Source organism: Shewanella zhangzhouensis, assembly GCF_019457615.1.
Classification (GTDB): domain Bacteria; phylum Pseudomonadota; class Gammaproteobacteria; order Enterobacterales; family Shewanellaceae; genus Shewanella; species Shewanella zhangzhouensis.
In genome coordinates this window covers 3,838,420-3,862,709 of sequence record NZ_CP080414.1, presented here as the reverse complement: position 1 = coordinate 3,862,709, position 24,290 = coordinate 3,838,420, and the positions used below count along the sequence as shown (strand labels likewise).

The window sequence follows — 24,290 nt, the reverse complement described above, 5'->3', positions numbered from 1 at the left end:
CGAGAGTATAACAACAATGCCCCATCAGGTTGTTGGAATCCATACAGAAAAGGGAGCTGGGTCTCCATCTTGAGTGGGATTTTTGTGCCGCCCGCGCCACCACCTTTATGGCACCGAGGGGTTCAGAGGATGGGGGCGGCGCCCAGGCCGGTGATAAGTGTGCCCGGGCTATTCGTCCACAAAGGTTTGTTTGATGTCGAGGATCGTGTCGAGGTGTTGCTCCAGCAGCTCCACCAGCAGGGGCTCGAAGTGGCGGCCTTTTTGCTCCCGCATCAGGCGCAGTGTGTCTTCAATGCTCCAGGCCTTTTTGTAGGGACGATCACTGGTGAGGGCATCAAACACGTCGGCGATGGCAACGATGCGTCCCTCCACCGGAATAGCCTCGCCGGAAAGGCCATTGGGGTACCCGCTGCCGTCCCATTTTTCGTGATGGGTGAGGGCCACGGTGCGGGCCATTTGCATCAGCAATGAGTCGTCTTCGCCGATGATGTCGGCGCCGATTTGCGGGTGGGTTTTCATCACCTCGAACTCTTCTTCGGTGAGTTTGCCCGGCTTGAGCAGTATATGGTCTGCGATGCCGATTTTACCGATATCGTGCATGGGCGCAGCGTGCAGCAGCATATCGGCATGGCTTTCGCCAAGGCCGTAGGCCCGGGCGAGCACCTTGGCATAGTGGCTCATGCGCATGACGTGCATGCCGGTTTCATTGTCTTTGAATTCGGCGGCGCGGCCGAGGCGCTGGATGATTTTAAGCCGGGTAACCTTAAGCTCTTCGGCCTGAACCAGCGACAGGTGAGTACGCACCCGCGCCCTGACAATGGCACTGGATACCGGCTTGGTGATGTAATCCACGGCACCGGCGGCAAAACCTGTTGCCTCATCGGCTTCGTCGCTCAGGGCGGTAACGAAGATCACCGGGATAGCGGCACTCTGGGCATTGGCCTTCAACATTTTGCACAAATCCAGCCCTGTCATGTCGGGCATCATGATGTCGAGCAGGATAAGGTCGGGCCGCTTTTGTCCCACCAGTCGCAGTGCTTCCTGGCCGCTCTTGGCAAAGCTCAGCTGATACTCATCCTGCAGTATCTGTTTGAGGACCCTCAAGTTGGCCGCTTCGTCGTCTACCACCAGGATGAGGGGCTTAAGATCCTGCATCATTGCTCCTTTGTGCCTTTTCTCGGTTGTGCTGCGTCTTGCGCCTGGGGCTCTGCCGACTGTGCTGCTGTCGGATTTGAGGCCAGGGAGGCCGAAATCTCATGTTGCAGTGCGTCGATAAGCTGTTCGGCCTCGCTGAATTCAAAGTCGTTCAACGCCTGATAGATGGCGCGTATCTGACTGCCGAAAGTACCTTCTTCAAAGCTTAACAGTTTTTCCAGCAGCGGCTCATCGAGGGTGTTGTCACCGGCTTGCTGTTTGAGGCTTGCCAGCAGTGGCATAAGCTCGGCGCCGCACCGTTCGTTATCCGAGCTGGTACGCGCCTGTGCCTGAGCGGCAGGCGATGCCTCTCCATAGCCATTGGTTTGCACTTCGGCTTTTACGGCGGCGAACACCTGCTGAATGGGGGCCACAAAGAGGGCACATTGCTCGGGGTGGCTTGCCAGCAGCGACTCGAGTTTTTCAAGATTACGGCTTAACCGGGTGAGGGACAGGTTGGCGCTCACGCCCTTGAGACCGTGGGCCGTTTGCTTGAGCGCAGGCCAGTCACAGGCATGGCACTGCCGGGACAGCTGCTCAAACTGCGCAGCCTGCTCCTCGACAAACAGCGCCAACTGACGGTAGTAGCTGTCGCGGGAGCCCCAGAGATCCATGCCTTTTTTCTCATCGATAAGCTTACCCGGCTGGCTTTGGGGTGTGGTTGTTTCTATGGGGGCATGTTTAAGGCCCAGTACCCGGGCGATTTCGGCGCACAGCAGCGGGTAGTCGATGGGCTTGTTGGCAAAGCCATCCATGCCCGCCTGACGGGCGGCGGTGCGATCGTCTTCCAGTACGCTGGCGGTGAGGGCGATGATGGGCACATGCGCCAGCCCTTCGCACCGCTCGGTGTCGCGCCGCGCCCTGGAGGCGCTCAACCCATCCATCACCGGCATTTGCACGTCCATCAGCACCAAATCGATGCCGGGTTCGCTGGCCATGCGTGCCAGTGCCTGCTGGCCGTCGCGCTCGGTAATGACCCTGTGGCCATCACGCCCAAGCAGGGTAGAGAGCAGCTCCAGATTCTGGGCGATATCGTCCACCACCAATACTGTCATTGGCGGCAGGCTGATATGGTCTTCCAGCGGCACCAGATCGTCGCACACACCGGGATTCAGCGGCAGGCTGAAGCTGAAACGGCTGCCCTTGCCAAGCTCACTCACTGCGCTGATGTGGCCGCCCATCAGCTCGACCAGTTGTTTGCTGATGGTGGTACCAAGGCCGGTGCCGCCAAAGCGGCGACTCATGGAGGCGTCGGCCTGGGTGAAGGGGTCGAATATCTTATCAAGCTGTGCCGGGCTCATGCCTATGCCCGTGTCTTCTACCACAAAGTCCACCAGATTGCCTTTGCCCGGATTGACGGTGAGCCTGACCTGGCCCTTTTCGGTAAATTTGACCGCGTTGCTGACCAGGTTGGTCAGTACCTGACGGATCCGCTCTGGGGAGCCCGCGTAGCAGGGTAGCAGCTTGGGTGAAACCTCCATGGTGAGCTGCAATCCCTTGCGCCGTGCCTGCAACCAGAGGGTGGAAATCACCTCATCCAGCTCCTGCACCAGCGAAAAGTCGCGGATTTCCAGCTCCAGCTTGCCCTTGTCGAGTTTGGCGCTGTCGAGCACGTCGTTGAGCAGGTGCAGCAACGACTTGGCGGCGTGGTTGATGGTTTTCAGATGGCGGTGTTTTTCGGGCTCAAACTGGCTTTCCAGCAGTATGTCGCTGAAACCTATGATGGCGTTCATGGGAGTGCGGATTTCATGGCTCATATTGGCCAGAAACGCAGCACGGGCGGTGGCGGCGGCTTCTGCGGTTTCCTTGGCCTCCAGCAGTTCCTGCTCCATCTGACGCCGTTCTGTGATGTCCATGATGAAACCGTCGAGATACATCTCACCGCTTTGCTGATCGCGGATATGGTTGCCGTACTCCATCATCCAGCGGATGTCGCCATTGCGGTGGATGATGCGGTATTCCAGGTTAAAGGCGCCCACCGGCGGCACGGCATTGTTGATGTGCTCCAAATCGTCGGGGTGGAACAGGTCGCTGAAGCTGCGCCTGGGGCTTGGCAACATAAAGTCGCCGGCCGGGTAACCTGTGATTTTTTCCACCGCATTGCTGATGAAGATCATCGACCAATGTTCATCGTTTTTACAGCGATAGGCGATGCCGGGAATGTTGCCGATGAGGGAGCGGAACTTTTGCTCGTTTTCCCGCAGTGCCATTTCCATGCTGAGGCGCTGGCGAATATCGGAGATAAAGGCCACAAAGAAGTCGTCTTCGGCCATTTTGACATGACCAATCCCGAGGCGGATGGCAATCTTGTGGCCGTCTTTGTGTATGGCTTCGACTTCGCGGCCCTTGCCGATGATGCGGGCTTCGCCTGTGGCCAGATAGCGGGCGAGGTAACCGTCGTGCTCTGAATGAAATGGGTCTGGCATCAGTACCTTGACGTTTTGGCCAATCAGCTCGTCGGCGCGCCAGCCCAGCAGCTTTTCGGTGGCCTGGTTAACGTCTGTGATAATGCCGTGGCTGTCGATGGTGACTATGCCGTCGATGGCCGTTTCCATGATGGCCTGTACCCGGCGCTTGCTTTCTGAGGCGCGCAGGGAAATATCCTTGTACTTGTAAATCAGGCTCAGGCCCAGCACCAGACTGGTCATCACCAGGGTCGCCGTGGTCACCCCAAGCGCCAGATAAAAGGACATTTCCGGCGGCTGGGGGCTCAGCTCGAGGCCCGGTGGTTTAACAAAGCGGGCCGCCGCCATGCCGGTGTAGTGCATGCCGGTAATGGCGCTGCCCATGACTATGCTGGCGGTGAGGTTGGCGCGCCACAGCTGATTGCTGCCACGGCTGATAAGGCCGCTGCGTACCCACAGCGACAACATGGCCAGACTCACTGCCACCACAATAGAGAGGCCAAACATGGGCAGGCTATAGCGCAGCGACGGCGCCATTTCCATGGCTGCCATACCGCTGTAGTGCATGGTCCCTATGCCAGCACCCACCAGCACACCGGCGATAATCAAAGGCTTAAGGCCCTTGGGGTGGCGCTGAATGTGGTGTAACGCCACCCAGGACGCGGCGATGCCGGGTAGCATTGACAGCAGGGTCAGGGTTTTGCCGTATTGCACCGGGGTGCATAAATCAAATGCCAGCATGCCAATAAAATGCATCGACCAGATGCCCACCCCCAGCGCCAGACTGCCAATAAACAGCAATATGTGTTTGCGTCTGGTGGAGCGGGTGAGCCCGGCCTGATAGGCCACGTGCAGGGCCATAAAGGAGGCAAAGATGGCAATCAGCACCGAGGTGAACACCATGGGCATGCTGTAGTTGCCGTAGATGAGGGTGCTTTGCTCCGGGATATTAAACTGGGTGACTATCCAATTCAGCATAGGGAATTCATGTGTCTGTGGGTTACTTCAATCAGAGACCGGCAGCGACAGGAGTGCAAGTTTGGCTGCAGGTTCTCAGAGGTGGCCGGCATAGTCCTGCCGTCCTGGCGGGGTGTTGATAAATAAGTGCATCAATTGCTTACATTAGCCATTAATGGCAAAACAGGCAACGGCAAGGCAGTATATTCAGCGGTCGCCGGTTTAAAAACGCTGCGGCCCGGATTGCGTGTCGGCGGCCCGCTGCCTTATGTTGAGTGGGCAGGCATGGGTAACAAAGTGGCTTGCATCAGTAAGGTCGTGGCATCAGGGAGGAGAGGGAATGACGGAGTCGGACAGGGTTGTTCAGGTGCTGAAAAAGCAGCTCAGGGCCAGGGGCATTCATTATCAGCAGGTGGCCAGTACGCTTGGCCTCAGTGAAGCGTCGGTAAAACGCTTGTTCGCCAATGGCGGCAGCCTGAGCCTGGAGCGTCTGGCTATGGTTTGCCGTTTACTGGAGATGGACTTGCCCGCCCTCTTCAGGCTGGTGGCCGATGAACGGGAACAGCTCAGAGCCCTGACCTGGGCCCAGGAAGAACAGTTGGTCGCCGATAAGGCCCTGCTGCTGGTGGCCGTGTGTGTGACCAACGGCTACCGCTTCGAACACATTCTCAGCCAGTACAACCTGAGCGAATTTCAGGTCATTCAAAAGCTGGCTCAGCTGGACAGGCTTAAAGTGATTGAGCTTTTGCCCGAAAACCGGATAAAGCTGAAGCTGTCTGCGTCTTTTGCCTGGATCCCGGGAGGCCCCATTCAGCAGTTTTTTCAGCAGCAGGTGATACGTACCTTTTTCCGCTCCGACTTTGCCGCTGACGATGAAAAACTCATGATGAGCACGGGCCTGATGTCGGTGCCGAGCAACCACAAGTTTCAACAACGTATGCAGAAATTGGTGAACGAGTTTTATCAGGCCTGCGATAACGATGACAGTCTGGCGATGCAGGAGCGCCACGGCACCTCGATGATCATCGCCATCCGCCGCTGGCACTTTCCACTGTTTGAAGAGTTCAGCACCAGGGAATAGGCTAAGCATTCACACCCTGCCTTCTTCCTGCTGCCTCTGATTTCAATGTCCTGGTTCAATTTCATGGTTCAGGGGCAGGTTTCAGTGTCTGACAGCCACAAAAGTGGCATTCCGCGATACCCGAAGGTGCGCATAGTGCCACTCTCGCCATGTTACTTTTTTGCTTTTGCCTCTGGGTGCAAGCTCTCCTTCGGGAGTGATGGTCACTCTCTTCCTCAGGACGAAGGAGGCAAAAATGGGTCACCCATTAACGCAAATGTTTCGCACCATGTGTCTGGGCTCTGCCCTTGTGGGGCTGGTTTGGATTAGCCCTGATGCGGGGGCGGCTGGGCTGTTGAAACCTGTCGGCAGCCAATACCAGGACATGCAAATTCAATCTCACCATGTGGATGTGGTTATCCAGGATGGCTATGCCACCACCGCCATCGAGCAAACCTTTTACAATCCCAATTCCGATGCACTGGAAGCCCTCTATTCCTTCCCGGTGCCACAGCAGGCCGTGGTTGGTGAGTTTATCTATTGGATCAATGATGTGCCCGTGATTGCCGAGGCGGTGCCAAAACAGAAGGCCCGGGAGATTTACCAGGACCAGAAGGCTCAGGGCAATGCCACCGCCCTGACTGAGAAGGACGACTACAAGCACTTTGATATGCGGGTGTTTCCGGTGCAACCCCTGCAGTCGGTAAAGGTTCGGCTGGTGTATATGCAGGATGCTCTGCTGGACCACGGCGTTGGCCGGTATCTCTATCCTTTGGAAGAGGGCGGTGTGGATGAGGCACGCGACAGCTTTTGGCAGCGCAACCCAGTGGTAGAGCAGGACTTCTCTTTTAATGTCACTCTGCGTTCGGCTTACCCTGTGGATGGTATGAGACTGCCATCCCATCCGGATGTAGAGATACATCAGGAGATGCAGGCAGGCGCTGCCCTGTGGCTCGCTAGCCTGACAAATCAGGCGGGCAGCCCTGACACAGGTGCCATTGAAAGCGCTGCTGCCAACGAAAGCGTCGGAAGCGCCGCTGTGGCCGTGGAGAGCGGAGCTGAGCATCAGCACAAAGCCATGAGGCTCGATAAAGACATTCTTCTTTACTGGCGTCTGCAGGAAGGTTTGCCAGGCCGGGTGGATATGGTGACCTACCGCGATCCCAAGGCCTCGACCAGGGGCACGGTAAAGCTCACCTTTACCCCCGGTGATGATTTGGGGCCGGTGACCGAGGGGCGGGACTGGGTGTTTGTGCTGGACAAGTCCGGCTCCATGAATGGCAAGTATGCCACCTTGGTCGAAGGCGTGCGTCAGGGGCTGGGTAAACTGCCGGCGCAGGACAGGTTCCGGATTATTCTGTTTGATGAGGGCACTCAGGAATTCAGCAAGGGCTTTGTGCCTGTGGACAGCAATAACATCAACCAGGCTCTGGCCTGGGTTGAGGGCATCAGTCCCGGCAATGGCACAGACCTCTATCAGGGCCTGAAGCGCGCACTGACGCCGCTGGATGCCGACCGACCCACTGGCGTGGTGCTGGTAACCGACGGGGTAGCCAATGTGGGCGTGACCGAAAAACGCCGTTTCTTTGAGTTGATGCAACAACAGGATGTTCGCCTGTTCACCTTTATCATGGGCAACAGTGCCAACACGCCCCTGCTGGTGCCCATGACCCGTTTATCCAATGGTGTCGCGACCTCGGTGTCCAACGCCGATGACATGGTTGGCCATCTGATGAATATCACCAGCAAGCTGACTCACCAGGCCTATCGCAATATTCGCCTTGATATCGATGGGGTGAAGATTAAAGACCTGACACCACAGGAGATAGGCAGCCTCTACCGGGGTGAGCAACTGGTGCTGTTCGGCCATTATTTTGCCCCAGGTGAGGCCAAACTCACCCTGACCATGGACATCGGTGGAGAGTCCCGCAAATACAGCACCACAGTGATGCTGCCTGAGACTGCGCTGGATTATCCCGAACTCGAGCGTATGTGGGCCTTCTCGGCCATTAATGGTCTGCAGGAGCAGATGGACTACCTGGAGCAAAAAGACAGAGACAAGGAAAAGGCCATTGAGGACATCGCCATCGAGTATGGGCTGCTGACCGATTACACTTCCTTGCTGGTGGTGGAAGAGGATATCTTCCGCCAGCTCGGTATCGAGCGGGACAATCAGCGCCGTGTGAGTAAAGAGCAGGCCGCGCGCAAGACAAGGGAAACTCAGCCCCCGGCGCCCACCCGCGCCGACAAGCAGAACCCCATGTTCTCAGAGCCCCAACCCACCCACTCAGGCGGTGGAGGAGGCGGAGGCAGTATGGGCCTGTGGACACTGCTGGCACTCTTGCTGTTGGGCGCAGTGCGGCTTGTGGCCGTTAAGCCAAGCCGTTAAGCTTCAAGGCTGCACTCATTCATGGGGGCAGCCTTTTTTGGTACCTTGGGGTTGGCATTGCGAGAGCTGACTTGGCGATGCGTTGGGAGTTTTAGATTTTGAAAAATAAAAACAAAATGGCAGTCGCCGTTGCCGGGCTCGGTCTGCTTTTGAGCGTGTTTGCCAGCCCTGGCTGGGCCGCCGATATCTGGTTGTTTCGTCACGGTGAAAAGGCGCCGGGGAAGAACCCTGCGCTGACCGAAGCGGGGCAGGCGCGGGCACAGCGCATTGCCGGGCTTATCCTCAAGGCGCCATCGACCGGCGACAATATCCGGCTCTATTCCACCGATTATCGCCGCACTCAGGAAACCATAGCGCCGCTGGCCGAGGCAACAGGTGTGAAGGTGCAGAGTTACGACCCCGGCGATTTGGCACAATTTGCGGCGCAGATTAGTGCGCTCGACGGCACTGTGGTTGTGGCCGGTCACAGCAATACCACGCCTGAGCTACTCAAACTCCTGAGCGGCATTGAGCGCGACATTCCCGAAGACAGGTTCGATGTGCTCTATCATCTTGTGCCTGCCGAGGAAGGCGTCAGCCTGCAGGAGCTGTCATCGGATACCCATAAACCTTAATCCCGATTGGGCTCAGACAGTTGCCTGAGCTGATTTTTAAGCTTTTGTTTGTGTCTTGCCAGTTTAATCATCTTTAGCCCTTCCCAGAGGGCAATCATGCCGCCAAGACTGAGCAGAGCATAGCAGTGGATGGGGTCACTCAGAAAAGGGTGAAACGAGGCCTCACCGGTAAAGATACCGTAGAGGCCAAGCCCCAACATGATATTGCCGATAGCCCCAACTAACTGGAGTCTGACCATGGATTTTTGAGTGGCTTTCAACTCGGCTTCCAATTCGGTTTTCATCTGCATGCTTATCTGCTCCGGCTGTTCTGCCTTTCCTGATGTACTCACTTATGCCAAAGCCGCCAGAGCCACTGCCCGATACAGTGGCTCTGACACTGAGCTTACTCCTGTGCCAGCACCAAAGGCAGGGTGTCGCCCTGCAGCTGGTACAGGGGATACTTGTACATACAAGCTGAAAAAGCCTTTGATGCCAAGTGACTATCCAGCCAGCGTGCCACATTGGGGTACCGGGCGGCGAGCCAGCCGGGCTCTACACCGGCAAACTGGCGCACAAAGGGGAAAATCGCCAAATCCGCCAGACTCACCGCTTCACCCAGCAACATGGTGCTGTGACTCAGCCTGTTTTCCAGGTCAGCGATAAATTCGCAGGCGTTGTCGCGGTAGTAGTTCTGGTCGAATTGCGGATGGCGGTCGAAGTATTTGTATTTGTCGAGCCAGGGTTTAAAACCTTCGTCGTTGGCTGTTATCAGGGCCAGTGAGGCAGGCACTTGCTGTTTGAGTGCGGCGGCTGCGGGGAGGCTGGACTGCTCAGTGGCCCACAACATAATATCGAGACTTTCTGTCAGCAGGGTGTCGCCGCTCACCAATACAGGCACAGTGCCTTTGGGATTAAGCGCCAGCAACTCGGCGGGCTTATCTTTGAGGGCAACTTCCCTTACCCTGATGGATAATTGGCAGCATATCAGCGCCATACGGGCGCGCATGGCGTAGGGGCAGCGACGAAAACTGTAAAGCAGGGCGGAGTCTGTCATGGTTAAAGGTTAGCGATGAATGTGGCTCCACTTTAACACGCGTCTGCCTTGCGGCGATGTTTTGCCATTTTTTATCGCTTTTTTGCTGAGTATTTTGGAGTTGTCCCATGGCTTGCGATGAGTGTGATTCTTCCTTTTTTCGCCAGAAGATTGGCCGATGTAAGCGCTGCATGCTGATGCTGACGGGGCTTTGCATGTTGGGCTGGCCGCTTTGGTATCTGCTCTTTTGGGAACAAATCACCAGTGTGGAGTCCCTGGCGCTGCTGGCATTTTGTATCGCCTGGAGTGGCCTGCTGGCACTGCACCTGGTTGTATGGGCATGGCGTTCGCTGTCTGGGCGCGAGTAAACCCATGCTCAATCACCACACCGCTGTTTAATGGCCACACCATTGGGATTCACAGGGGATACCGTCGTTGTCACCGTCCATTTTCGTGCCCGGACAATTATTTTGATAGAAGGTGGCTTCGGCACAGGAGCGCATCTGACTGCAATGGGTTTTGCCTTCGCAGCGAAACACTGGCTCTGGGTACGGGTCTGGCACTATGGCCTTGCTCTCTATGGGCGGCAGTGAATAGTGGGTATCCGGGGAGGTAAAGTCTTCCACCAGCGGGGCTAATTTGGGCACGGCGAAGGCTATCAAAGCTATCAGTACCAAGCCCTTCAGCAGCTTACCTAGTGGAAAGGTCGTTGAGGCTTTACGGGTTTTGATTGGTGAGGCGGGTTTTATAGCCACCCCTTCGATACGGGCAAGACCGGCTTGCTGTTTTCCGTCTGTTGAGGTTTCCAATTGAAACACTATGATGTCGCCGACACGTGGCGCCCGGCTCATCTGTTTCAGTGACGAGATGTGAATAAACACATCGCCAGCGCCGTCCAGCTCTGGTTTGATAAAACCAAAACCCCGTTCGTCGTTCCATCTGACCAGTTTGCCGCGTTGCATATTGCTTCCCTGTTAATGCGTGTGAGCGATTCGGGTCTGTCACCCGCCGTCCCTGAATGCCCTCGGTCGATACTATCGTGTGTCTTGAGGGCTGTGCTGTGCCGCTTACTTTATCGTTCTGACTGGGGGGAGACAAGCGTTGTAGGCAATGCTCAGGCACTGTTATGGCACCCTGAGTGAGGCGCTTCGACTAAAGAAGCACCTTCCCTCGCCCTGGGTGGACTTGAGTGGTCTGACGAGTTTGGCCATAATCATCTTTCCATGGTTCAGGGAACGATTATGTACAAGCTTCACCGGCTTAAGGGCCATATCCAGACCATTTATCTTGCCGAACACCCCCAGGGACTGGTGCTGCTGGATGGCTGTTGCCGGGCCGATGTTGCCCTGGTGTGCCATTTTATCCGCCACAAGCTCAAACGTGCCCTGGCCGAACTCAAGCTGGTGGTGGTGACCCATATGCATCCGGACCATGCCGGTGGCGCCCATGCCCTGAGGGCCAAGACCGGCGCCCGCATTGTTGCCGCCGATGTGCAGGGCCACTGGTATCGGGGGCTGGATGGCATGGCCATGCACCTCACCGATATGGCACTGGCGGCCTGGGTCGCCAAACGCCTTGGTAAACCGATGCGCTGGCTCTGGTATTCCCGTAAACTCAGGGCCGATATCTTGCTGGGAGACGACAGCCGTCTGCCGGACTTTCCCGAGTGGCGGGTGTTTCATTGCCCCGGTCATACCGACCGGGACCTGGTATTGCTCCATGAAGAAGAGAGCTGCGCCTATGTGGCCGACCTCCTGGTGAAGGTAAAGGGCAGGTACATTCCGCCTTTTCCGCTGTTTTATCCCAATCGCTACAAGAGCTCCCTGATGAAACTCAAGTGCCTGGCACCAGCGCGGGTGATGCTGGCCCATGGCGGCGAAGTCAGTCTGGCCGAGATAGATTTGGACCGGGTACTGGCCGAGTCGCCCACAATGCCCATGACCCACTGGCGCTCGGTGAAAGCCAAACTCAGGCAAATTCTCAATCGCCCCTGAGTCGCACTGCGTTGATTCAGGGTGTCGCCACTTCACACTGACGCCTCGATTGCTTCCCTTGCGATGGCGGGTATTCCTCGGCAAGATGGTTTCATCTCAGCTCTAATGCCAGCCCCCAAGCCCGTGCCATGACCAACAAAAACGCTTCTCCCTTTTCTGCCAACGAGTGGCGCGCCATCAATATTGCCGCACAGGGGCTTGTTGATGCGCCAAAGGATGTGACTGATTGCATTGCCCGCCTGGGGTATGTGCAGATTGACTCTATCCAGGTTGCCGCCCGGGCCCACGACCATGTGCTCCACAGCCGTCTGGCCGATTTTCGACCCGAGGCGCTGGCCGGGGCCATTGCCGACAAGTCGATATTTGAATACTGGTCCCACGCGGCTGCATATCTGCCCATGGGTGACTACCGATTCAGTCTGCCAAGGAAGTTGGCACTTCGAAACGGTGAGCGCCACTGGTTCGAGCGTGACAGCAAGGAGATGCGAGAGGTACTGAGTCGTATCCGGGCAGAAGGACCGCTCAAGGCATCGGACTTTGAAGCGCCGCCGGGTAGGGCTGGTGCCTGGTGGGACTGGAAACCTGCCAAGAAGGCACTTGAACAACTTTTTATGGAAGGCGACCTGATGGTGGCTCGCCGTGAAGGGTTTCAAAAGGTATACGACTTAACTGAGCGGGTATTGCCAGCCGACGTGGATAACCGGGTGCCCAGCGACGAGGAATACGGCCGTTATCTGGTGCAGGGCTTTTTGGATGCCCATGGTCATGGCAGCCTGGCGGAAATCTGTTATTTGCGCCGCAATGTGCAGCCGCTGGTGAAGAAAGTCATCGCCGATATGCTTGAAAGTGGTGAGCTTGAAAGCTTTGTCAGTGACGGCAAGCCCAGATATTACCGACACCATATCGCACCTGTGCAGCTGCCTTCCCGGGTGTGGCTGCTCAACCCCTTCGATAACCTGCTTATCCAGAGAAATCGCCTCAAGCAGTGGTTCGACTTTGATTATCAGATAGAGGTCTATGTGCCCGAACCCAAGCGGCGGTTTGGCTATTACAGTCTGGGGATACTCTGGCGGGATACCTTTGTAGGGCGAGTAGATGTGAAGGCCGATCGGGAGAAGGGATTGCTGCGCCTGAGGCGTTTAACGCTGGAAGATGCCGCCTATGATAAGGCAGGCTCGCTGCAGCCTTTTTTAGCGCCCATGGAGCAGGCTTTGGCTGAGTTTTGTCGATTCAACGGTCTGGCTCGCTGGAAACTGGAAGCCGCCAGCGATAAGCAGCTTAAACGCCATTACGCCCGTCAGGTGTGGATCTGACTCAAGGGCTGTTAACTGGGCTTTGCACAAGCTCTTTTAACTGTGCTTTGCATAAGGCCTTTGCAGCCGGGGGCCGTCGCTGGCATCATGTTGCGCGTCCAAGGGCATATTGGCCGTTACTGCCAATGCCCTGAATACCTGCATGGAGAGCCCCTTTGAACTGGATGCAATTTACCCTGTCACTGCTGGATATTCTTGTCTGGCCTCTGATAGTGCTTATCCTCTGCGCCTTACTCAGGGCGCCGCTGGTTGCCTTGCTGCCCCAGGCACGCAAACTCAAGTACAAAGACTTCGAAATGGAGTTCGGTGAAGAACTCAAAGTCGCCAGCCGTGATGCGCGCCAGGCATTTCCCGAGCTGGTGTCTGATCGCAAGGCGCAGTTGATTGCCGCCGTGGAAAACCTGCCCAACTCCGCCATTCTGGGAGCATGGGCCGAAGTGGAAGATGCCGCCGAAACCCTGCTGCGCCGCGATAATCCTGACCTGTCACTCAGCCCGGATACCCCTTATAAACACATGGGCGAACTCTTGGTGATGGGGCAGAGGCTCGACACTGCCAAGGGCAAGCTTTTTACCGAGCTGCGCCGGCTGCGAAACAAGGTTGCCCATGCCCGTGATTTCCAGGTGGGCAAGGCCGAGGCCATCTTGTATGTTGAGCTGTGTTTCCAGCTGCAAAGCCACCTGCGTGGCCTCTGATTTCAGCCATCGCGCCATGGAAATTGATGTCGTGATTGCCTAAAATCCCCAGGTTTTTATCGTCAATAACCCAGTATTCCTTTCCATGAATATCAAGTTAGCACTCACAGGAGACGGCTCTCACACCCTGGTCAACAGCGTACTGGATGAAAGCTATCATGTTTTCAAAGGGGCGCTGACCGAGTCTGTGTATGTGTATATAGATGCGGGTCTGGTGCCGATGGCGGCAGTAAAGCCTTCGCTCAGAATCCTTGAGGTGGGTTTTGGCACCGGGCTGAATGTGCTCCTGACCCGGCAAAAGGCCTGCGAGATGGGACTGGATATCCATTTTACTACCCTGGAGCCCTTTCCGCTGGACGCGGAAATAATCGCGGTACTGAATTATGTGGACCGTCTGGCTGAGCTGGGCGGCTACGGTGACCGCGATACCCTAGCAAAACGCTTCAGCGAGCTGCATCGGGCCCCGTGGGGCCAGGAAGTGGCATTAGAGGAAAGCAGACTTCATAAAATACAGGGCAGGCTGGAGGAGCAAGTATTTTCTCCCGAACGCTTTGACCTGATTTATTTCGATGCCTTTGCCCCCGCCAAGCAACCCGAGCTGTGGGCGGCAGAAAACTTCGTAAAGCTGTTTAATGCGCTGGCGCCAGAAGGGCTATTGGTCAGCTACTGTGCCAATGGTCAGTTCAAGCGGGATTTGAAAGCCGCAGGATTCAGGGTCGAGAGCTACCCCGGCCCTATGGGGCGCAGGCACATGACCCGGGCCTGGAAGGGATTGTAACGGGAGCCGACCACGGCATTAATGGGTGAATTTTTCCGCAAACTTCTCTGCGGGCATGGCCTTGCCATACAGGTAGCCCTGGGCAAAATCACATTCCTCGGCCTGGATAAAGGCCTCCTGAAATGCATTCTCCACCCCTTCAGCAATCACGCTCAGGTTCAGCTTGTGCGCCATGGCAATGATGGCCCGGGTCAGCTCGCGATTTTGTTCGTTGAACTCGAGGTTACTGATAAAGCTGCGATCTATTTTCAGGGTGTCGAAGGCATACTTTTGCAAATAGCTCAGCGATGAATAGCCCGTGCCAAAGTCATCCAGAGATATTTGCACCCCCAGATGACGCAGCCGCGCCAGACTTGCTCTGGCATGGTGTTCATCCTGCAGCAAAATGCCTTCGGTGATTTCAAGCTCCAGGGTGCCGGGGGGCAATTCATACAAATCGAGCAGATCTTCGATGTGCTCTACAAATTGCCGTTCACGAAACTGCAGCGGTGAAATATTAATGGCGACTTTGAAGGGATGATTGCTGAGCTTGTGCCAATGGGCGGCATGTTTCATCGCCTCATGCAGTACAAAGTTACCTATTTCAATGATTTGCCCGTTGCTTTCGGCCAGTGGGATAAAGCGTTCCGGACCAACATTACCCAGTTCAGGACTGTGCCAGCGCAGCAGTGCTTCGGCGCCAACCAGGCGCTGCTTATCCCGTACGGACACCAGAGGCTGAAAGTACACCGCCAGTTCGCCCTGATGCAGCGCATCCAGCAGATGTGACTCCAGCAGCAGGCGCTCGTGGGCCGCTTTTTGGGTTTCCTGGCCGAAAAAAGACACAACAGCACCTTCTTTTTTGGCAATGCTCATGGCAGCACTGGCGCGTTGCAGCAGGCTGACGGAGTCGGTGGCGTCTACCGGTGCAATGGCCACACCCAGGTTGGTTTGTACCGTAATGCTGTTGGTGTTGACGGTGAAAGGTACTGAGCAGTCGCTCAGAACCCGTGCAATGACCTGCTCTGTCATCTCTGTGCTGGCGTCGTGCACTGCTGCCAGTACAAACTCCGACCCGGCGATACGTGCGAGCAGCCAGTTATCGGGCAACTTAAGGCTCAATCGTTGGCTCAGGCTCACCAGAATAGAGTCGCCGGTGAGATAGCCGTAGCTGTCGTTTACCGATTTGAAATTGCGCAGACCAAAGTAGATAAGCGTCAGGTGTTCATCTTTTTTCAGTTTGGGCAGTAAAGACTGCAGCCTTTCGGTGAGGGTTGCACGGTTGGGCAAATGGGTTAAGGGGTCGAAGGTGCGGTGAAACTCCAAATGTCCTTCGGCAGCGGTGCGCTGCTCAATCTCTTTGAGCAATCGGGCACTGAGCTCGGCAAGCCGCTGGGTGCGCTCCTGCACCTTGTGTTCCAGCTCCTCATTAAGCACTTTCAACTCAGATTTGTGGTAAAGCACCTGCAAGTGTCCTTCCAGGGCAGATTGGAAGCGCCCCAGCAGCGCGTGAATCCTGTCGTTGAAGTGTCTTTCTTTATTGTCGAGTATGCAGATGGTACCGAAGGGGGTGTTATCGGGCCAGAAGATGGGCAGGCCACAGTAGCAAATCATCCCCAGTTTGATATCCGGGTTATTGGCCCATTTGGGGTCTTTGAGAGCGTTGGGCACCTCCAGCTGTTGCCGCTCACGGATCACGGTTTCGCAATAAAGACCGTGACCCAAGGCATCCCGGGCGTGGGGAGCATAGGGGTTACCGGCCGAGCGGCTGCTGGAGAACACCTCAATGTCGTCTTCATGGATACGCATGATAAGCGCTGATGGGCATTCGGTGATGTCGGCCACCAAATCGACAATCTCCTGCCAGCCACCCAGCATGGCTTCGGGGACACTGATGGTTTTGGTATTTATCTGTGGCATTTGCAGAACGCTTATCCCTGATGGTATTGAAGTTCCGTATCGCGGGGGCATGCCCGCGCCAGTCCCATTCAGTGTAGTTCACCCACAGCGGTTGCAGCGTAACGCTTTACCTACGAAGGCGTTGCAGGGAAAGGCCTGGAAGGTTTATTGTCCGGTACAAGACTGGCGGGTTTAACCGAGGTCGGCGCAATATCCGGTCGTAGCATGACAAAGCTGTTCAAGTAAAGCTGTGCAAGCACCGAGCGGGGTGAGAGAGAATCACCCCGACTCGACGGAATCGGGGCAATGATTTGTCTGACTGCCACTGCGCGGTAGTGCCATCTTGCCTCAGCGTTCCCCGTTAACCGGGCGCCGGGTTTAGACAATAGCGCCTGAAGATAGCTCAGGCGTTGAAAGTTTGTAGTTTGGAGATTTCCTGTCGCAGTCCGGACAGTTTCATCTCGAGGGCTTCTATTTCCTGCTCGAGCTTGCTGCGACGGCTACTGCGGGATTGATGTGATTCCCGGATCCATTTGAGCAGGGTCTTGCTGGCGATGCCGTGATCCCTGGCGACTTCAGATGGCAATCGGCCGCCCTCGAGCACGGCGGTAACGGCTTCCTGACGCCGGCTCTCGTATGCTGAGGACATGATCATAATCCTGTCCTCCTGAATTTGACCTCTCGTCCCAGTTCCCACTGACTGACGCCAGCAGACCCAATGTAGTGCCACTCTGATTTCAAGTGGTTAAATACAGATGTCAGGTACTTCATGTTCGACTCCTTTATTCAACACCCACAAAGAGGTATGCAACTTTGATGTCAATTTGCTAATGGCATTAATATCAAATGTTTATGATTTATTTATGTCAGCGTCAGTGGCGGATTTGCCTGATTTGAGGGCAAGGTGCCCCAAGTTGGTGCCCGGGGGAGATAGATGGATAAGCATTGGGCAATCGCTCGGCGTTCAGTTGCCTGTCATCTTGCAGTCGTTATACTGGCCGCAAAAATGACAAGAGGTATTTCCATGAACAAGAAAGCAATTTTTACCCTGACTGGCGTATTTGCCCTAGCGACCATGGTCACTGGTTGCAGCACAGTGAACCCCTACACCAATGAACAGCAAACTGCCAATGCCACCACAGGCGCCATCATAGGTGCCGTTGCGGGTGCGGCCGTGGGCGTAGCCTCTTCCAGTAAGAGCGACCGCGGTAAAGGCGCGCTGATAGGTGCAGCATCGGGTGCGGCCGTGGGTGGTGGTATCGGTTATTACATGGACGTGCAGGAAACCAAACTGCGTCAGCAGCTGCAGGCCAGCGGCGTCAGTGTTACCCGCAATGGTGACAACATCATTCTGAACATGCCAAATGACGTGACCTTTGCCGTAGACAAGACTGATCTGAGCCCCCGCGCCATGCAGGTATTGGACTCAGTTGCCCTGGTGGCGAAGGAGTACAGCAAGACCCGTTTGAATGTACTGGGTTATACCGATTCCAGCGGCGCCGACAGCTATAACCTGCGTCTGTCTCAGGTGCGAGCTTCAGAAGTGGGTAACTACCTGCTGAGCAAGGGCGTTGCTGCCGCGCGTGTTTCCACTCAGGGCATGGGCGAAGCCAGTCCCATCGCGTCCAACGCCACCGCTGAGGGCCGTGCTCAAAACCGCCGCGTAGAAATCATCCTCACGCCTATCGGCTAAAACTGATATTGCGGGAGTTAAAGGGAGGCTTTGCCTCCTTTTTTATTTGCCTCAGCGCGTTATCAGCGGGTCAACCCAAAGTTTGATAGGTCGCAGGTTGTGATCCGCCTCCTTGCCTCAGAGGCGCTACTGGGGTTTGCTTGAACTTCTTGTTACCAGCTCCGTGAAGGCCACCCCGGCCTTCATCCTCATCTATATCACGGAAGAAAATGAAAAAATCCATACTGCTCATATCCATACTGGCTTCCATCGGCAGCGCCATGGCCGCCGAACCTCTGGAACTTCGCGCCGCTGGCAGCCTCAAAGCCGCCATGGGCGACATAGTGCAGGCCTTTGAGAAAGACACGGGTCAGGCTGTTGTGGCCCAGTTTGGTCCCTCCGGATTGCTGCGGGAGCGTATCGAGTCCGGTGAAAGCGTTGATCTGTTCGCTTCAGCCAATATGAAACACCCACAAACCCTGCAGGCCAAAGGCATGGGAGACAAGGTACAGGCTTTTGCCCGTAACCAACTCTGTGCGCTGGCGCAGCCCGAGATTGCGTTGACCCCGGCAACCCTGCTGGAGCGCATGTTGTCAGCCGATGTGCGTGTGGGTACCTCTACGCCCAAGGCCGACCCCTCCGGTGACTACGCGTTTCGGGCCTTTGAGTTGGCCGAAACCGTTACACCCGGTGCCGAGACAAGGCTCAAAACCAAGGCACTGCAGCTCACGGGTGGACCAAACAGCGCCAAACCGCCCAAGGGCGTCAATCCCTATGCCCACGTGATGAAGACCCGTCAGGCGGATATCTTCCTGACCTACTGCACCAATGGTCGCCTGGCCCGCAAAGAATACGCCGAGCTGCAGCTGCTGCATTTACCGGAAAACCTGGCTGTGGGAGCCGACTATGGGCTTTTGGTAATAGATGAGCGCGCAAGGCCGTTGGCGGACTACATTTTGTCTCCTGCCGGACAGGCCATTCTTGGCGATTATGGGTTTGCCGCGCCACGCTGATTGTGTTGCCGGACTTGCAAGATAAAAAATAAATCATTTAAATGAAAAGTAACTTTTTATCCAGGAGTCCGGCGCTATGGGTCATCCTCGCGGAGTAGCAATGGCAGTGGAGCGTCTTGGCGACAATGTGCGCTTGCTGTCGTTGCAATACCAGGATCACGCCTTGAAGCTTTCGCTCAATATCGAAGGCCAATGCTGTGAGCTGTCATTTGAAAAATTATTGGGGTTCAGAGTGTTGGATGAGGGCGACCTGCTGGAGTACTGGGCAGAGCTGAGCCTGTCCAACGGTTGGTTGTATGAGGTGTCTGAGGGGGGCTGGCTGGAGCAGGAAAGCCTGCGCAGCGGCTTTATGGCCAGCAGCCACCATGCACCTAGAGAGTTTTTGGTAGTGACCCAGAAGGAGTGTATCTCAGTGCTCACCCTGACGCAGCAGCCTCAGGTGCGCTGGTGTGATTGCCAGCAAGTCATGGAGTACACGCCATAGCCCGGTGACGCATCAGCGCATTAAAAATGCCGTCGCCAAGCCCAGAAAGGCAAACAGCCCTATCACATCTGTGACTGTGGTCAGCACCATACCACCGGCCAATGCCGGGTCTATTTTCAGTCGTTTAAGCAGCAAGGGAATGCTGGCACCGGCGAGTCCTGCCACCGTCATATTGATCAACATAGCCCCGCCTATCAGTGCTCCCAGAGCCAGATCGCCTTTCCACAACCAAATAGCGACAAACACCAGGACTGACCAAAGCAGGCCGTTGAGAAAACCAATGGCAAGCTCCTTGCCGATAAGCCAACGGGAGTTACTCTGGCCTATATGGCCCAGTGCCATCCCCCGAATCACCAACGCCAGGGTTTGATTGCCGGCCACGCCGCCCATGCTGGGCACTATCGTCATCAGGATGGCAATGGTGGCGAACTGCTCCAGGGTCGACTCGAACAGGTTACTGACCGACGCGGCCAGCAGGGCGGCGAACAGATTAACGGTAAGCCACAATGAGCGCCGGAAACTGCTTTTGAGCACGGGGCCAAAGGTATCTTCATCGTCATCCATACCGGCCATCCCCATCATTGAGTGCTCGGCATCTTCCCGAATAACGTCCACCACATCGTCGATGGTGATACGTCCCAGCAGTTTACCTTCTGCGTCTATTACAGGCGCTGACACCCAGTCGTGGCGCTCGAACAGGGCCGCAGCCTCGGTATCCGACATGGTGGCGGGAATGCCTTCGATATCAGCATCGATAAGCTCACGTATGGGCATGGAGGGGTTGCAGGTGAGCAAGGCGGTAAGCCTTACCGCCCCGAGCAGAACATCGTGCCTGTCTACCACATAGAGCATGTCGGTAGCCTCGGGCAGGGAGCCGAGCTGGCGCAGATAGCGCAGTATCACATCCACATTCACGTCGGGGCGTATGGTCACAGTGTCGGTATTCATGATGCCGCCGGCGGTCTCTTCCGGGTAGGAGAGAGCCTGCTCGGCGCGGCTGCGGTCTTGAATCGACATGGATTGCAGCACCTGCTTGTAGAGGCTGTCGGGCAGGGAACGCAGTATGTAGGCCAGATCGTCGGTGTCCAGACCAGCGGCTGCACGGGCTAAACGCGCCGGACTCATCTGGCGGATAAACTTGTCTTTTATCTCTTCGCCGAGCTCTTCGAGTACCTCACCGGCAAGCTCAGGGTCGATAAGTTGCCACAATACCTGGCGGGTACGGGGAGGGGAGGATTCGAGCACCAGCGCGATATCGGATGCGGCCATGTTCAGCAACATCTGGCGCACATGCACAAACATACCGCTGCCCAGGGCTTCATTGAGCTGATTCAGCAGCAGCTCAGTTTGCTCGTTATCCAGAAGTTCCACAGCCATCGCTTTCCCCCAAGAGATGAATTGGGGGATATATTAGCAAATTTAATGGGATGGACGAAGCGAAGCCGGGTCAGCAGTCTTCGTCAAAGCGGGCGTTGATCAGGTTACACACGGCATCCATGGCCTGCTCGGCGTCTTCCCCTTCGGCGATAATATGGATGGTCTTGCCCATGCCGGATTCGAGCATCAGGAGACCCAGCACGCTGGCAGCCGAGGCCTGTTTAGCGCCCTGAACCAGAGTCACGCTGGCCTTGAATTCCGACGCCAATACCGCCAGTTTGGTGGCGGCGCGGGCGTGCAGGCCCAGCTTATTGACTATCGTGACGTCACGTTCAAGTTTTGGCATTCAGTTCCCGGTGGCGGGCCTCAACCTTGTGGTGAGAGTTGGCGAAGCGTTTGGCAAGCTGCTCGGCAATATACACAGAGCGGTGTTGGCCACCTGTGCAGCCAATGGCAATGGTGAGGTAGCTGCGATTATTGCGCTCTAAGTGAGGCAACCAGGTTTCCAGCAGGTTTTCGATTTGCCAGATGTACTTGTTGACCAATACCTGACGCTCCAAAAACAGCTTAACCGGCTCATTCAGACCCGTGAGGGGCCTCAGCTCCGGTTCCCAATGGGGATTGGGCAAGAAGCGGGCATCAAACATAAAGTCTGCTTCTGTGGGCATACCATGCTTGAAGCCGAAAGATTCAAAGATAATCACCAGCTCTTTGTCGGTGCGTCCAAGCAGTATCTGCCTGACAGCATCAGCCAGTTCATAAACATTCAGATTGGAGGTGTCCATGAAATGGTCGACCATGTTGGAGATAGGGGCCAACATTTTGCCTTCGAGCTTGATGGCTTCCTGCAAAGAGACCTTGCTGCGGGACAGGGGGTGCAAACGGCGGGTTTCGCTGTAGCGTTTCAGCAGTACCTTGTCGCTGGAGTTGAGGAAAAAGCTGGTGAGCTCTACGCCTTCCGGGAGCCTTGCCAGCTCTTTTTCGAGGGCCTTTTCCTGCTCCGGCATATTGCGGATATCGATGCTGATGGCGACCTTGTCGTTATTGCCCTTGAGCTGGGCAAGCAAGGGCCCAATCAGCTGCAATGGCAAATTATCGACGCAGTAGTAGCCCAAGTCTTCCAGGACCCTGAGGGCTACCGACTTTCCGGAGCCAGAGCGCCCGGAGACTATAACGAGTTTCATCCGATGATTACCTGGTAAAGTTCCTTTTCATCGTGGCTCTTGCGCAGCTGTTTGAGGATCTGCTTGTCATTCAGCTTTTCGGCCATGGCGGCCAGGGTGCTGAGATGTTGCTGACACTGGTCCGATGGCACCAGCAAGGCAAACAGAATGTCCACCGGCTGCTTATCAATGGCGTCATAACCTATGGCTTCTTCACACTTGATAAGCACAGCTAAAGGCTTATCGATAGTGCCAATGCGGCCATGGGGAATGGCAATACCATTGCCAATACCGGTGCTGCCCATTTTTTCACGGGCCAGCAGGCTTTCGAATATCTCTTGAGACGAGAGGGAGGGATTCTGGGCAGCAGCGAGATCGCTAATCAGCTCCAGCACCTTTTTCTTGCTGCCCGGAGTGGCACAGCTAGTGCACTCCGGCGCCAGGATGGTACTTAGTTCCATCGTTAATGTTTGGTCAGTTTCTCTTTGTGTTTAATAACCTGACGGTCCAATTTATCAATTAGGGCGTCAATGGCGGCGTACATGTCTTCATGTTCTGAAGTGGCGAATACCTCGCCACCGTTGAGGTGAAGCTTGGCTTCTGCGATTTGCTGCAATTTCTGAACATTGAGAACAACGTGGACATTATTGATCTGTTCGAAATGGCGTTCAAGCTTGGAGAACTTGCTCTCTACGTAGTTACGCAGTGAATCAGTGATTTCGATATGATGCCCAGTCAGATTGATTTGCATAGACACTTTCCTCCAAAGACCTTGGGTGGGTTATAAACTCTTACGTTGGTTCGACGGTGGGATCAGCATCGCTTCTCGGTATTTGGCGATGGTGCGTCTAGCAACGTTGATTCCTTGTTCTGCCAGAAGTTCCGCCATTTTGCTGTCGCTCAATGGTTTCTTCTGATTTTCTGCCGCCACCAGTTTCTTGATAAAGGCGCGGATGGCAGTAGATGAGCATTCTCCGCCATCTTCGGTCCCGACGTGGCTGGAGAAAAAATACTTGAGTTCAAAGATACCCCTTGGGGTATGCATGTACTTTTGAGTGGTGACCCGTGAGATGGTGGATTCGTGCATCTCTACCGCTTCGGCGATATCGTTGAGCACCATGGGTTTCATGGCCTCTTCACCATACTCAAAAAAGCCCTGCTGGAACTGCACTATGCAATTGGCGACTTTCAGCAAGGTGTCGTTGCGGCTTTCCAGGCTCTTGATAAACCACTTGGCCTCTTGCAAATGCCCGCGGATAAACTGGCTGTCAGCCTGGTTGCGACTGGTGCGTGCCATGGCGGCATATTGCTGGTTCACACTCAGTTTAGGCATACAATCGGGATTAAGCTCTACAACCCAACGGCCATTTTTTTTACTGACCGAGACATCCGGAATGACATACTCATCCTTGGTGCTGGTCACAGACTCACCGGGACGGGGGTTCAGCCCCTGAATGAGGATGATTGCATCCCTGAGTTCTTCTTCCTTGAGGCGGGTTTTACGCATCAGGGTACGGAAGTCGCGGTTGGCAATCAGATCCAAATGGTCACGGATAAGCAGCTTGGCGTTGTCCAGATGGGGGGTATCCGCCGGGAACTGACCAAGTTGAATGAGCAGGCACTCTGCCAAATCACGGGCAGCTACCCCGATGGGGTCGAAGTGTTGAATGCGTTTGAGCACGGCCTCAACTTCGTCAAGCTCGACTTCTTCATCGCCCACGGCCTCGAGAATTTCTTCAAGACTTTGGGTTAAGTAACCCTTTTCGTCAATGGCATCTATGATGGCAGTGGCAATGGCCAGATCGGTATCGGAAAAAGGGGTGAGATTTTTTTGCCACTCGAGATGTTCGTACAGGCCTTCACTGGTTTCGCCCTGAAACGGCATATCATCTTCGCCACGGATCCCGGGACCGGAAACGGGGGCGGCCGTAAAGACTTCATCCCAGGTGGTATCCATTGGCAGCTCGTCCGGCATGGACTGCTGACTGATAGCGTCTGAAGTTTCCAGCGAAGCACTGTCACTGGTGTCGTTTGAGACGGACTCCTGGCTGAACTGGTCGTCAAATTCTTTATCGCCGCCGTCGGCATCAAACTGATCGCTGCCCAGTTCGTCGTCCAGCTCCAACAGGGGGTTGGCGTCGAGGGCTTGCTGAATTTCCTGTTGCAGTTCAAGCGAAGAGAGTTGAAGCAGACGAATGGCCTGCTGCAACTGTGGCGTCATTGTGAGTTGTTGTCCCAGTTTTAGCTGGAGCGACGCTTTCATTGTACTGCGAATCCTTCACTAAATTA

24 protein-coding genes are annotated in these 24,290 nt (G+C 55.5%); 11 read left to right on the top strand and 13 right to left on the bottom strand.

Annotated elements, in window-relative coordinates:
* Positions 1-168: 168 nt before the first annotated feature.
* Both K0H63_RS17040 and K0H63_RS17035 read right to left on the bottom strand, forming a co-directional pair.
* The gene (locus K0H63_RS17040; protein ID WP_220065705.1) at positions 169-1,155 is read right to left on the bottom strand and encodes a response regulator; all 987 of its coding nucleotides are present in this window, start codon (positions 1,153-1,155) and stop codon (positions 169-171) included.
* Entirely contained in the window at positions 1,155-4,577 is a 3,423-nt protein-coding gene (locus K0H63_RS17035) for an MHYT domain-containing protein (protein ID WP_220065704.1), read from the bottom strand. Before K0H63_RS17035 ends, K0H63_RS17040 begins: the two co-directional genes overlap by 1 nt.
* A 319-nt stretch (positions 4,578-4,896) precedes the next feature.
* On the opposite strand from K0H63_RS17035, the gene K0H63_RS17030 reads away from it, so the two are divergent.
* From K0H63_RS17030 to K0H63_RS17020, 3 genes are all read left to right on the top strand, one after another.
* Positions 4,897-5,637: a helix-turn-helix domain-containing protein gene (locus tag K0H63_RS17030; RefSeq protein ID WP_220065703.1), complete on the top strand. Its 741-nt coding sequence runs from the start codon at positions 4,897-4,899 to the stop codon at positions 5,635-5,637.
* A gap of 235 nt (positions 5,638-5,872) precedes the next feature.
* Positions 5,873-8,005, top strand: a complete 2,133-nt coding sequence (locus tag K0H63_RS17025; RefSeq protein WP_220065702.1) for a VIT and vWA domain-containing protein — start codon at positions 5,873-5,875, stop codon at positions 8,003-8,005.
* A gap of 98 nt (positions 8,006-8,103) precedes the next feature.
* Positions 8,104-8,619 carry a SixA phosphatase family protein gene (locus K0H63_RS17020; protein ID WP_258405607.1) on the top strand — a complete coding sequence of 172 codons (516 nt, stop codon included), beginning with the start codon at positions 8,104-8,106 and terminating at the stop codon, positions 8,617-8,619.
* Here the strand turns inward: K0H63_RS17020 and K0H63_RS17015 are convergent.
* The gene (locus K0H63_RS17015; RefSeq protein ID WP_258405606.1) at positions 8,616-8,909 is read right to left on the bottom strand and encodes a hypothetical protein; all 294 of its coding nucleotides are present in this window, start codon (positions 8,907-8,909) and stop codon (positions 8,616-8,618) included. The genes K0H63_RS17020 and K0H63_RS17015 overlap by 4 nt on opposite strands.
* Positions 8,910-9,004: 95 nt before the next feature.
* Positions 9,005-9,655, bottom strand: a complete 651-nt coding sequence (locus K0H63_RS17010; protein ID WP_220065701.1) for a glutathione S-transferase — start codon at positions 9,653-9,655, stop codon at positions 9,005-9,007.
* Positions 9,656-9,762: 107 nt separating this feature from the next.
* Here K0H63_RS17010 and K0H63_RS17005 point away from each other — a divergent pair, with 107 nt between their 5' ends.
* Positions 9,763-10,002 carry a DUF3624 domain-containing protein gene (locus K0H63_RS17005; protein WP_220065700.1) on the top strand — a complete coding sequence of 80 codons (240 nt, stop codon included), beginning with the start codon at positions 9,763-9,765 and terminating at the stop codon, positions 10,000-10,002.
* Positions 10,003-10,029: 27 nt separating this feature from the next.
* On the opposite strand, the gene K0H63_RS17000 is transcribed toward K0H63_RS17005, so the two are convergent.
* Complete coding sequence (locus tag K0H63_RS17000) at positions 10,030-10,596, bottom strand: excalibur calcium-binding domain-containing protein (protein WP_220065699.1); 567 nt, start codon at positions 10,594-10,596, stop codon at positions 10,030-10,032.
* A 279-nt stretch (positions 10,597-10,875) separates the two neighbouring features.
* Between K0H63_RS17000 and K0H63_RS16995 the strand changes: the two genes are divergently transcribed.
* The 4 genes from K0H63_RS16995 (at position 10,876) to mnmC2 (ending at position 14,414) form a co-directional block, all read left to right on the top strand.
* The gene (locus K0H63_RS16995) at positions 10,876-11,628 is read left to right on the top strand and encodes an MBL fold metallo-hydrolase (RefSeq protein ID WP_220065698.1); all 753 of its coding nucleotides are present in this window, start codon (positions 10,876-10,878) and stop codon (positions 11,626-11,628) included.
* Positions 11,629-11,756: 128 nt separating this feature from the next.
* Positions 11,757-12,941 carry a winged helix-turn-helix domain-containing protein gene (locus K0H63_RS16990; RefSeq protein WP_220065697.1) on the top strand — a complete coding sequence of 395 codons (1,185 nt, stop codon included), beginning with the start codon at positions 11,757-11,759 and terminating at the stop codon, positions 12,939-12,941.
* A 164-nt stretch (positions 12,942-13,105) separates the two neighbouring features.
* Positions 13,106-13,636 (top strand): hypothetical protein, encoded by a 531-nt coding sequence (locus K0H63_RS16985; protein WP_258405723.1) that lies wholly within the window; start codon positions 13,106-13,108, stop codon positions 13,634-13,636.
* 85 nt (positions 13,637-13,721) lie between these two features.
* Positions 13,722-14,414: a tRNA (5-methylaminomethyl-2-thiouridine)(34)-methyltransferase MnmC2 gene (gene mnmC2 / locus K0H63_RS16980; protein ID WP_220065695.1), complete on the top strand. Its 693-nt coding sequence runs from the start codon at positions 13,722-13,724 to the stop codon at positions 14,412-14,414.
* An 18-nt stretch (positions 14,415-14,432) separates the two neighbouring features.
* Here mnmC2 and K0H63_RS16975 read toward each other — a convergent pair whose 3' ends face one another.
* Both K0H63_RS16975 and K0H63_RS16970 read right to left on the bottom strand, forming a co-directional pair.
* Positions 14,433-16,313 carry a bifunctional diguanylate cyclase/phosphodiesterase gene (locus tag K0H63_RS16975; RefSeq protein ID WP_258405605.1) on the bottom strand — a complete coding sequence of 627 codons (1,881 nt, stop codon included), beginning with the start codon at positions 16,311-16,313 and terminating at the stop codon, positions 14,433-14,435.
* Between the two features lie 382 nt (positions 16,314-16,695).
* Positions 16,696-16,941, bottom strand: a complete 246-nt coding sequence (locus K0H63_RS16970) for a transposase (RefSeq protein WP_220065693.1) — start codon at positions 16,939-16,941, stop codon at positions 16,696-16,698.
* Between the two features lie 375 nt (positions 16,942-17,316).
* Here K0H63_RS16970 and K0H63_RS16965 point away from each other — a divergent pair, with 375 nt between their 5' ends.
* The 3 genes from K0H63_RS16965 (at position 17,317) to K0H63_RS16955 (ending at position 19,461) form a co-directional block, all read left to right on the top strand.
* Entirely contained in the window at positions 17,317-17,985 is a 669-nt protein-coding gene (locus tag K0H63_RS16965) for a YiaD family glycine zipper/OmpA-like lipoprotein (RefSeq protein WP_220065692.1), read from the top strand.
* Between the two features lie 209 nt (positions 17,986-18,194).
* Positions 18,195-18,977 (top strand): molybdate ABC transporter substrate-binding protein, encoded by a 783-nt coding sequence (locus K0H63_RS16960; protein WP_220065691.1) that lies wholly within the window; start codon positions 18,195-18,197, stop codon positions 18,975-18,977.
* Positions 18,978-19,053: 76 nt separating this feature from the next.
* On the top strand, positions 19,054-19,461 hold the full coding sequence (locus K0H63_RS16955) for a hypothetical protein (RefSeq protein ID WP_220065690.1): 408 nt from the start codon (positions 19,054-19,056) through the stop codon (positions 19,459-19,461).
* Positions 19,462-19,473: 12 nt separating this feature from the next.
* Here K0H63_RS16955 and mgtE read toward each other — a convergent pair whose 3' ends face one another.
* The 6 genes from mgtE to K0H63_RS16925 form a co-directional block, all read right to left on the bottom strand.
* Positions 19,474-20,838 carry a magnesium transporter gene (mgtE, locus tag K0H63_RS16950; protein ID WP_220065689.1) on the bottom strand — a complete coding sequence of 455 codons (1,365 nt, stop codon included), beginning with the start codon at positions 20,836-20,838 and terminating at the stop codon, positions 19,474-19,476.
* A 70-nt stretch (positions 20,839-20,908) separates the two neighbouring features.
* Positions 20,909-21,184 carry an HPr family phosphocarrier protein gene (locus K0H63_RS16945; RefSeq protein WP_011761199.1) on the bottom strand — a complete coding sequence of 92 codons (276 nt, stop codon included), beginning with the start codon at positions 21,182-21,184 and terminating at the stop codon, positions 20,909-20,911.
* On the bottom strand, positions 21,171-22,022 hold the full coding sequence (rapZ, locus tag K0H63_RS16940) for an RNase adapter RapZ (RefSeq protein WP_220065688.1): 852 nt from the start codon (positions 22,020-22,022) through the stop codon (positions 21,171-21,173). The genes K0H63_RS16945 and rapZ overlap by 14 nt, the downstream gene beginning before the upstream one ends.
* Positions 22,019-22,462 (bottom strand): PTS IIA-like nitrogen regulatory protein PtsN, encoded by a 444-nt coding sequence (gene ptsN, locus K0H63_RS16935; RefSeq protein ID WP_220065687.1) that lies wholly within the window; start codon positions 22,460-22,462, stop codon positions 22,019-22,021. Before ptsN ends, rapZ begins: the two co-directional genes overlap by 4 nt.
* Before the next feature lie 2 nt (positions 22,463-22,464).
* Complete coding sequence (gene hpf / locus K0H63_RS16930; protein WP_011761196.1) at positions 22,465-22,752, bottom strand: ribosome hibernation promoting factor; 288 nt, start codon at positions 22,750-22,752, stop codon at positions 22,465-22,467.
* Positions 22,753-22,782: 30 nt separating this feature from the next.
* Positions 22,783-24,264 (bottom strand): RNA polymerase factor sigma-54, encoded by a 1,482-nt coding sequence (locus K0H63_RS16925; RefSeq protein WP_220065686.1) that lies wholly within the window; start codon positions 24,262-24,264, stop codon positions 22,783-22,785.
* Positions 24,265-24,290 lie beyond the last annotated feature (26 nt).

What these genes read in the sequence shown, in the direction of transcription:
- K0H63_RS17025 (WP_220065702.1), top strand. Translation starts at nt 5,873, where the DNA reads ATGGGTCACCCATTAACGCAAATGTTTCGCACCATGTGTCTGGGCTCT.
- K0H63_RS16990 (WP_220065697.1), top strand. Translation starts at nt 11,757, where the DNA reads ATGACCAACAAAAACGCTTCTCCCTTTTCTGCCAACGAGTGGCGCGCC.
- K0H63_RS16960 (WP_220065691.1), top strand. Translation starts at nt 18,195, where the DNA reads ATGAAAAAATCCATACTGCTCATATCCATACTGGCTTCCATCGGCAGC.
- K0H63_RS17005 (WP_220065700.1), top strand. Translation starts at nt 9,763, where the DNA reads ATGGCTTGCGATGAGTGTGATTCTTCCTTTTTTCGCCAGAAGATTGGC.
- rapZ (WP_220065688.1), bottom strand. Translation starts at nt 22,022, where the DNA reads ATGAAACTCGTTATAGTCTCCGGGCGCTCTGGCTCCGGAAAGTCGGTA.
- K0H63_RS16970 (WP_220065693.1), bottom strand. Translation starts at nt 16,941, where the DNA reads ATGTCCTCAGCATACGAGAGCCGGCGTCAGGAAGCCGTTACCGCCGTG.
- hpf (WP_011761196.1), bottom strand. Translation starts at nt 22,752, where the DNA reads ATGCAAATCAATCTGACTGGGCATCATATCGAAATCACTGATTCACTG.
- mgtE (WP_220065689.1), bottom strand. Translation starts at nt 20,838, where the DNA reads ATGGCTGTGGAACTTCTGGATAACGAGCAAACTGAGCTGCTGCTGAAT.
- K0H63_RS16955 (WP_220065690.1), top strand. Translation starts at nt 19,054, where the DNA reads ATGGGTCATCCTCGCGGAGTAGCAATGGCAGTGGAGCGTCTTGGCGAC.
- K0H63_RS16995 (WP_220065698.1), top strand. Translation starts at nt 10,876, where the DNA reads ATGTACAAGCTTCACCGGCTTAAGGGCCATATCCAGACCATTTATCTT.
- K0H63_RS17030 (WP_220065703.1), top strand. Translation starts at nt 4,897, where the DNA reads ATGACGGAGTCGGACAGGGTTGTTCAGGTGCTGAAAAAGCAGCTCAGG.
- K0H63_RS17035 (WP_220065704.1), bottom strand. Translation starts at nt 4,577, where the DNA reads ATGCTGAATTGGATAGTCACCCAGTTTAATATCCCGGAGCAAAGCACC.
- K0H63_RS16925 (WP_220065686.1), bottom strand. Translation starts at nt 24,264, where the DNA reads ATGAAAGCGTCGCTCCAGCTAAAACTGGGACAACAACTCACAATGACG.
- mnmC2 (WP_220065695.1), top strand. Translation starts at nt 13,722, where the DNA reads ATGAATATCAAGTTAGCACTCACAGGAGACGGCTCTCACACCCTGGTC.
- K0H63_RS17010 (WP_220065701.1), bottom strand. Translation starts at nt 9,655, where the DNA reads ATGACAGACTCCGCCCTGCTTTACAGTTTTCGTCGCTGCCCCTACGCC.
- K0H63_RS17015 (WP_258405606.1), bottom strand. Translation starts at nt 8,909, where the DNA reads ATGCAGATGAAAACCGAATTGGAAGCCGAGTTGAAAGCCACTCAAAAA.
- K0H63_RS17040 (WP_220065705.1), bottom strand. Translation starts at nt 1,155, where the DNA reads ATGCAGGATCTTAAGCCCCTCATCCTGGTGGTAGACGACGAAGCGGCC.
- K0H63_RS17000 (WP_220065699.1), bottom strand. Translation starts at nt 10,596, where the DNA reads ATGCAACGCGGCAAACTGGTCAGATGGAACGACGAACGGGGTTTTGGT.
- K0H63_RS16985 (WP_258405723.1), top strand. Translation starts at nt 13,106, where the DNA reads ATGCAATTTACCCTGTCACTGCTGGATATTCTTGTCTGGCCTCTGATA.
- ptsN (WP_220065687.1), bottom strand. Translation starts at nt 22,462, where the DNA reads ATGGAACTAAGTACCATCCTGGCGCCGGAGTGCACTAGCTGTGCCACT.
- K0H63_RS16945 (WP_011761199.1), bottom strand. Translation starts at nt 21,184, where the DNA reads ATGCCAAAACTTGAACGTGACGTCACGATAGTCAATAAGCTGGGCCTG.
- K0H63_RS16965 (WP_220065692.1), top strand. Translation starts at nt 17,317, where the DNA reads ATGAACAAGAAAGCAATTTTTACCCTGACTGGCGTATTTGCCCTAGCG.
- K0H63_RS16975 (WP_258405605.1), bottom strand. Translation starts at nt 16,313, where the DNA reads ATGCCACAGATAAATACCAAAACCATCAGTGTCCCCGAAGCCATGCTG.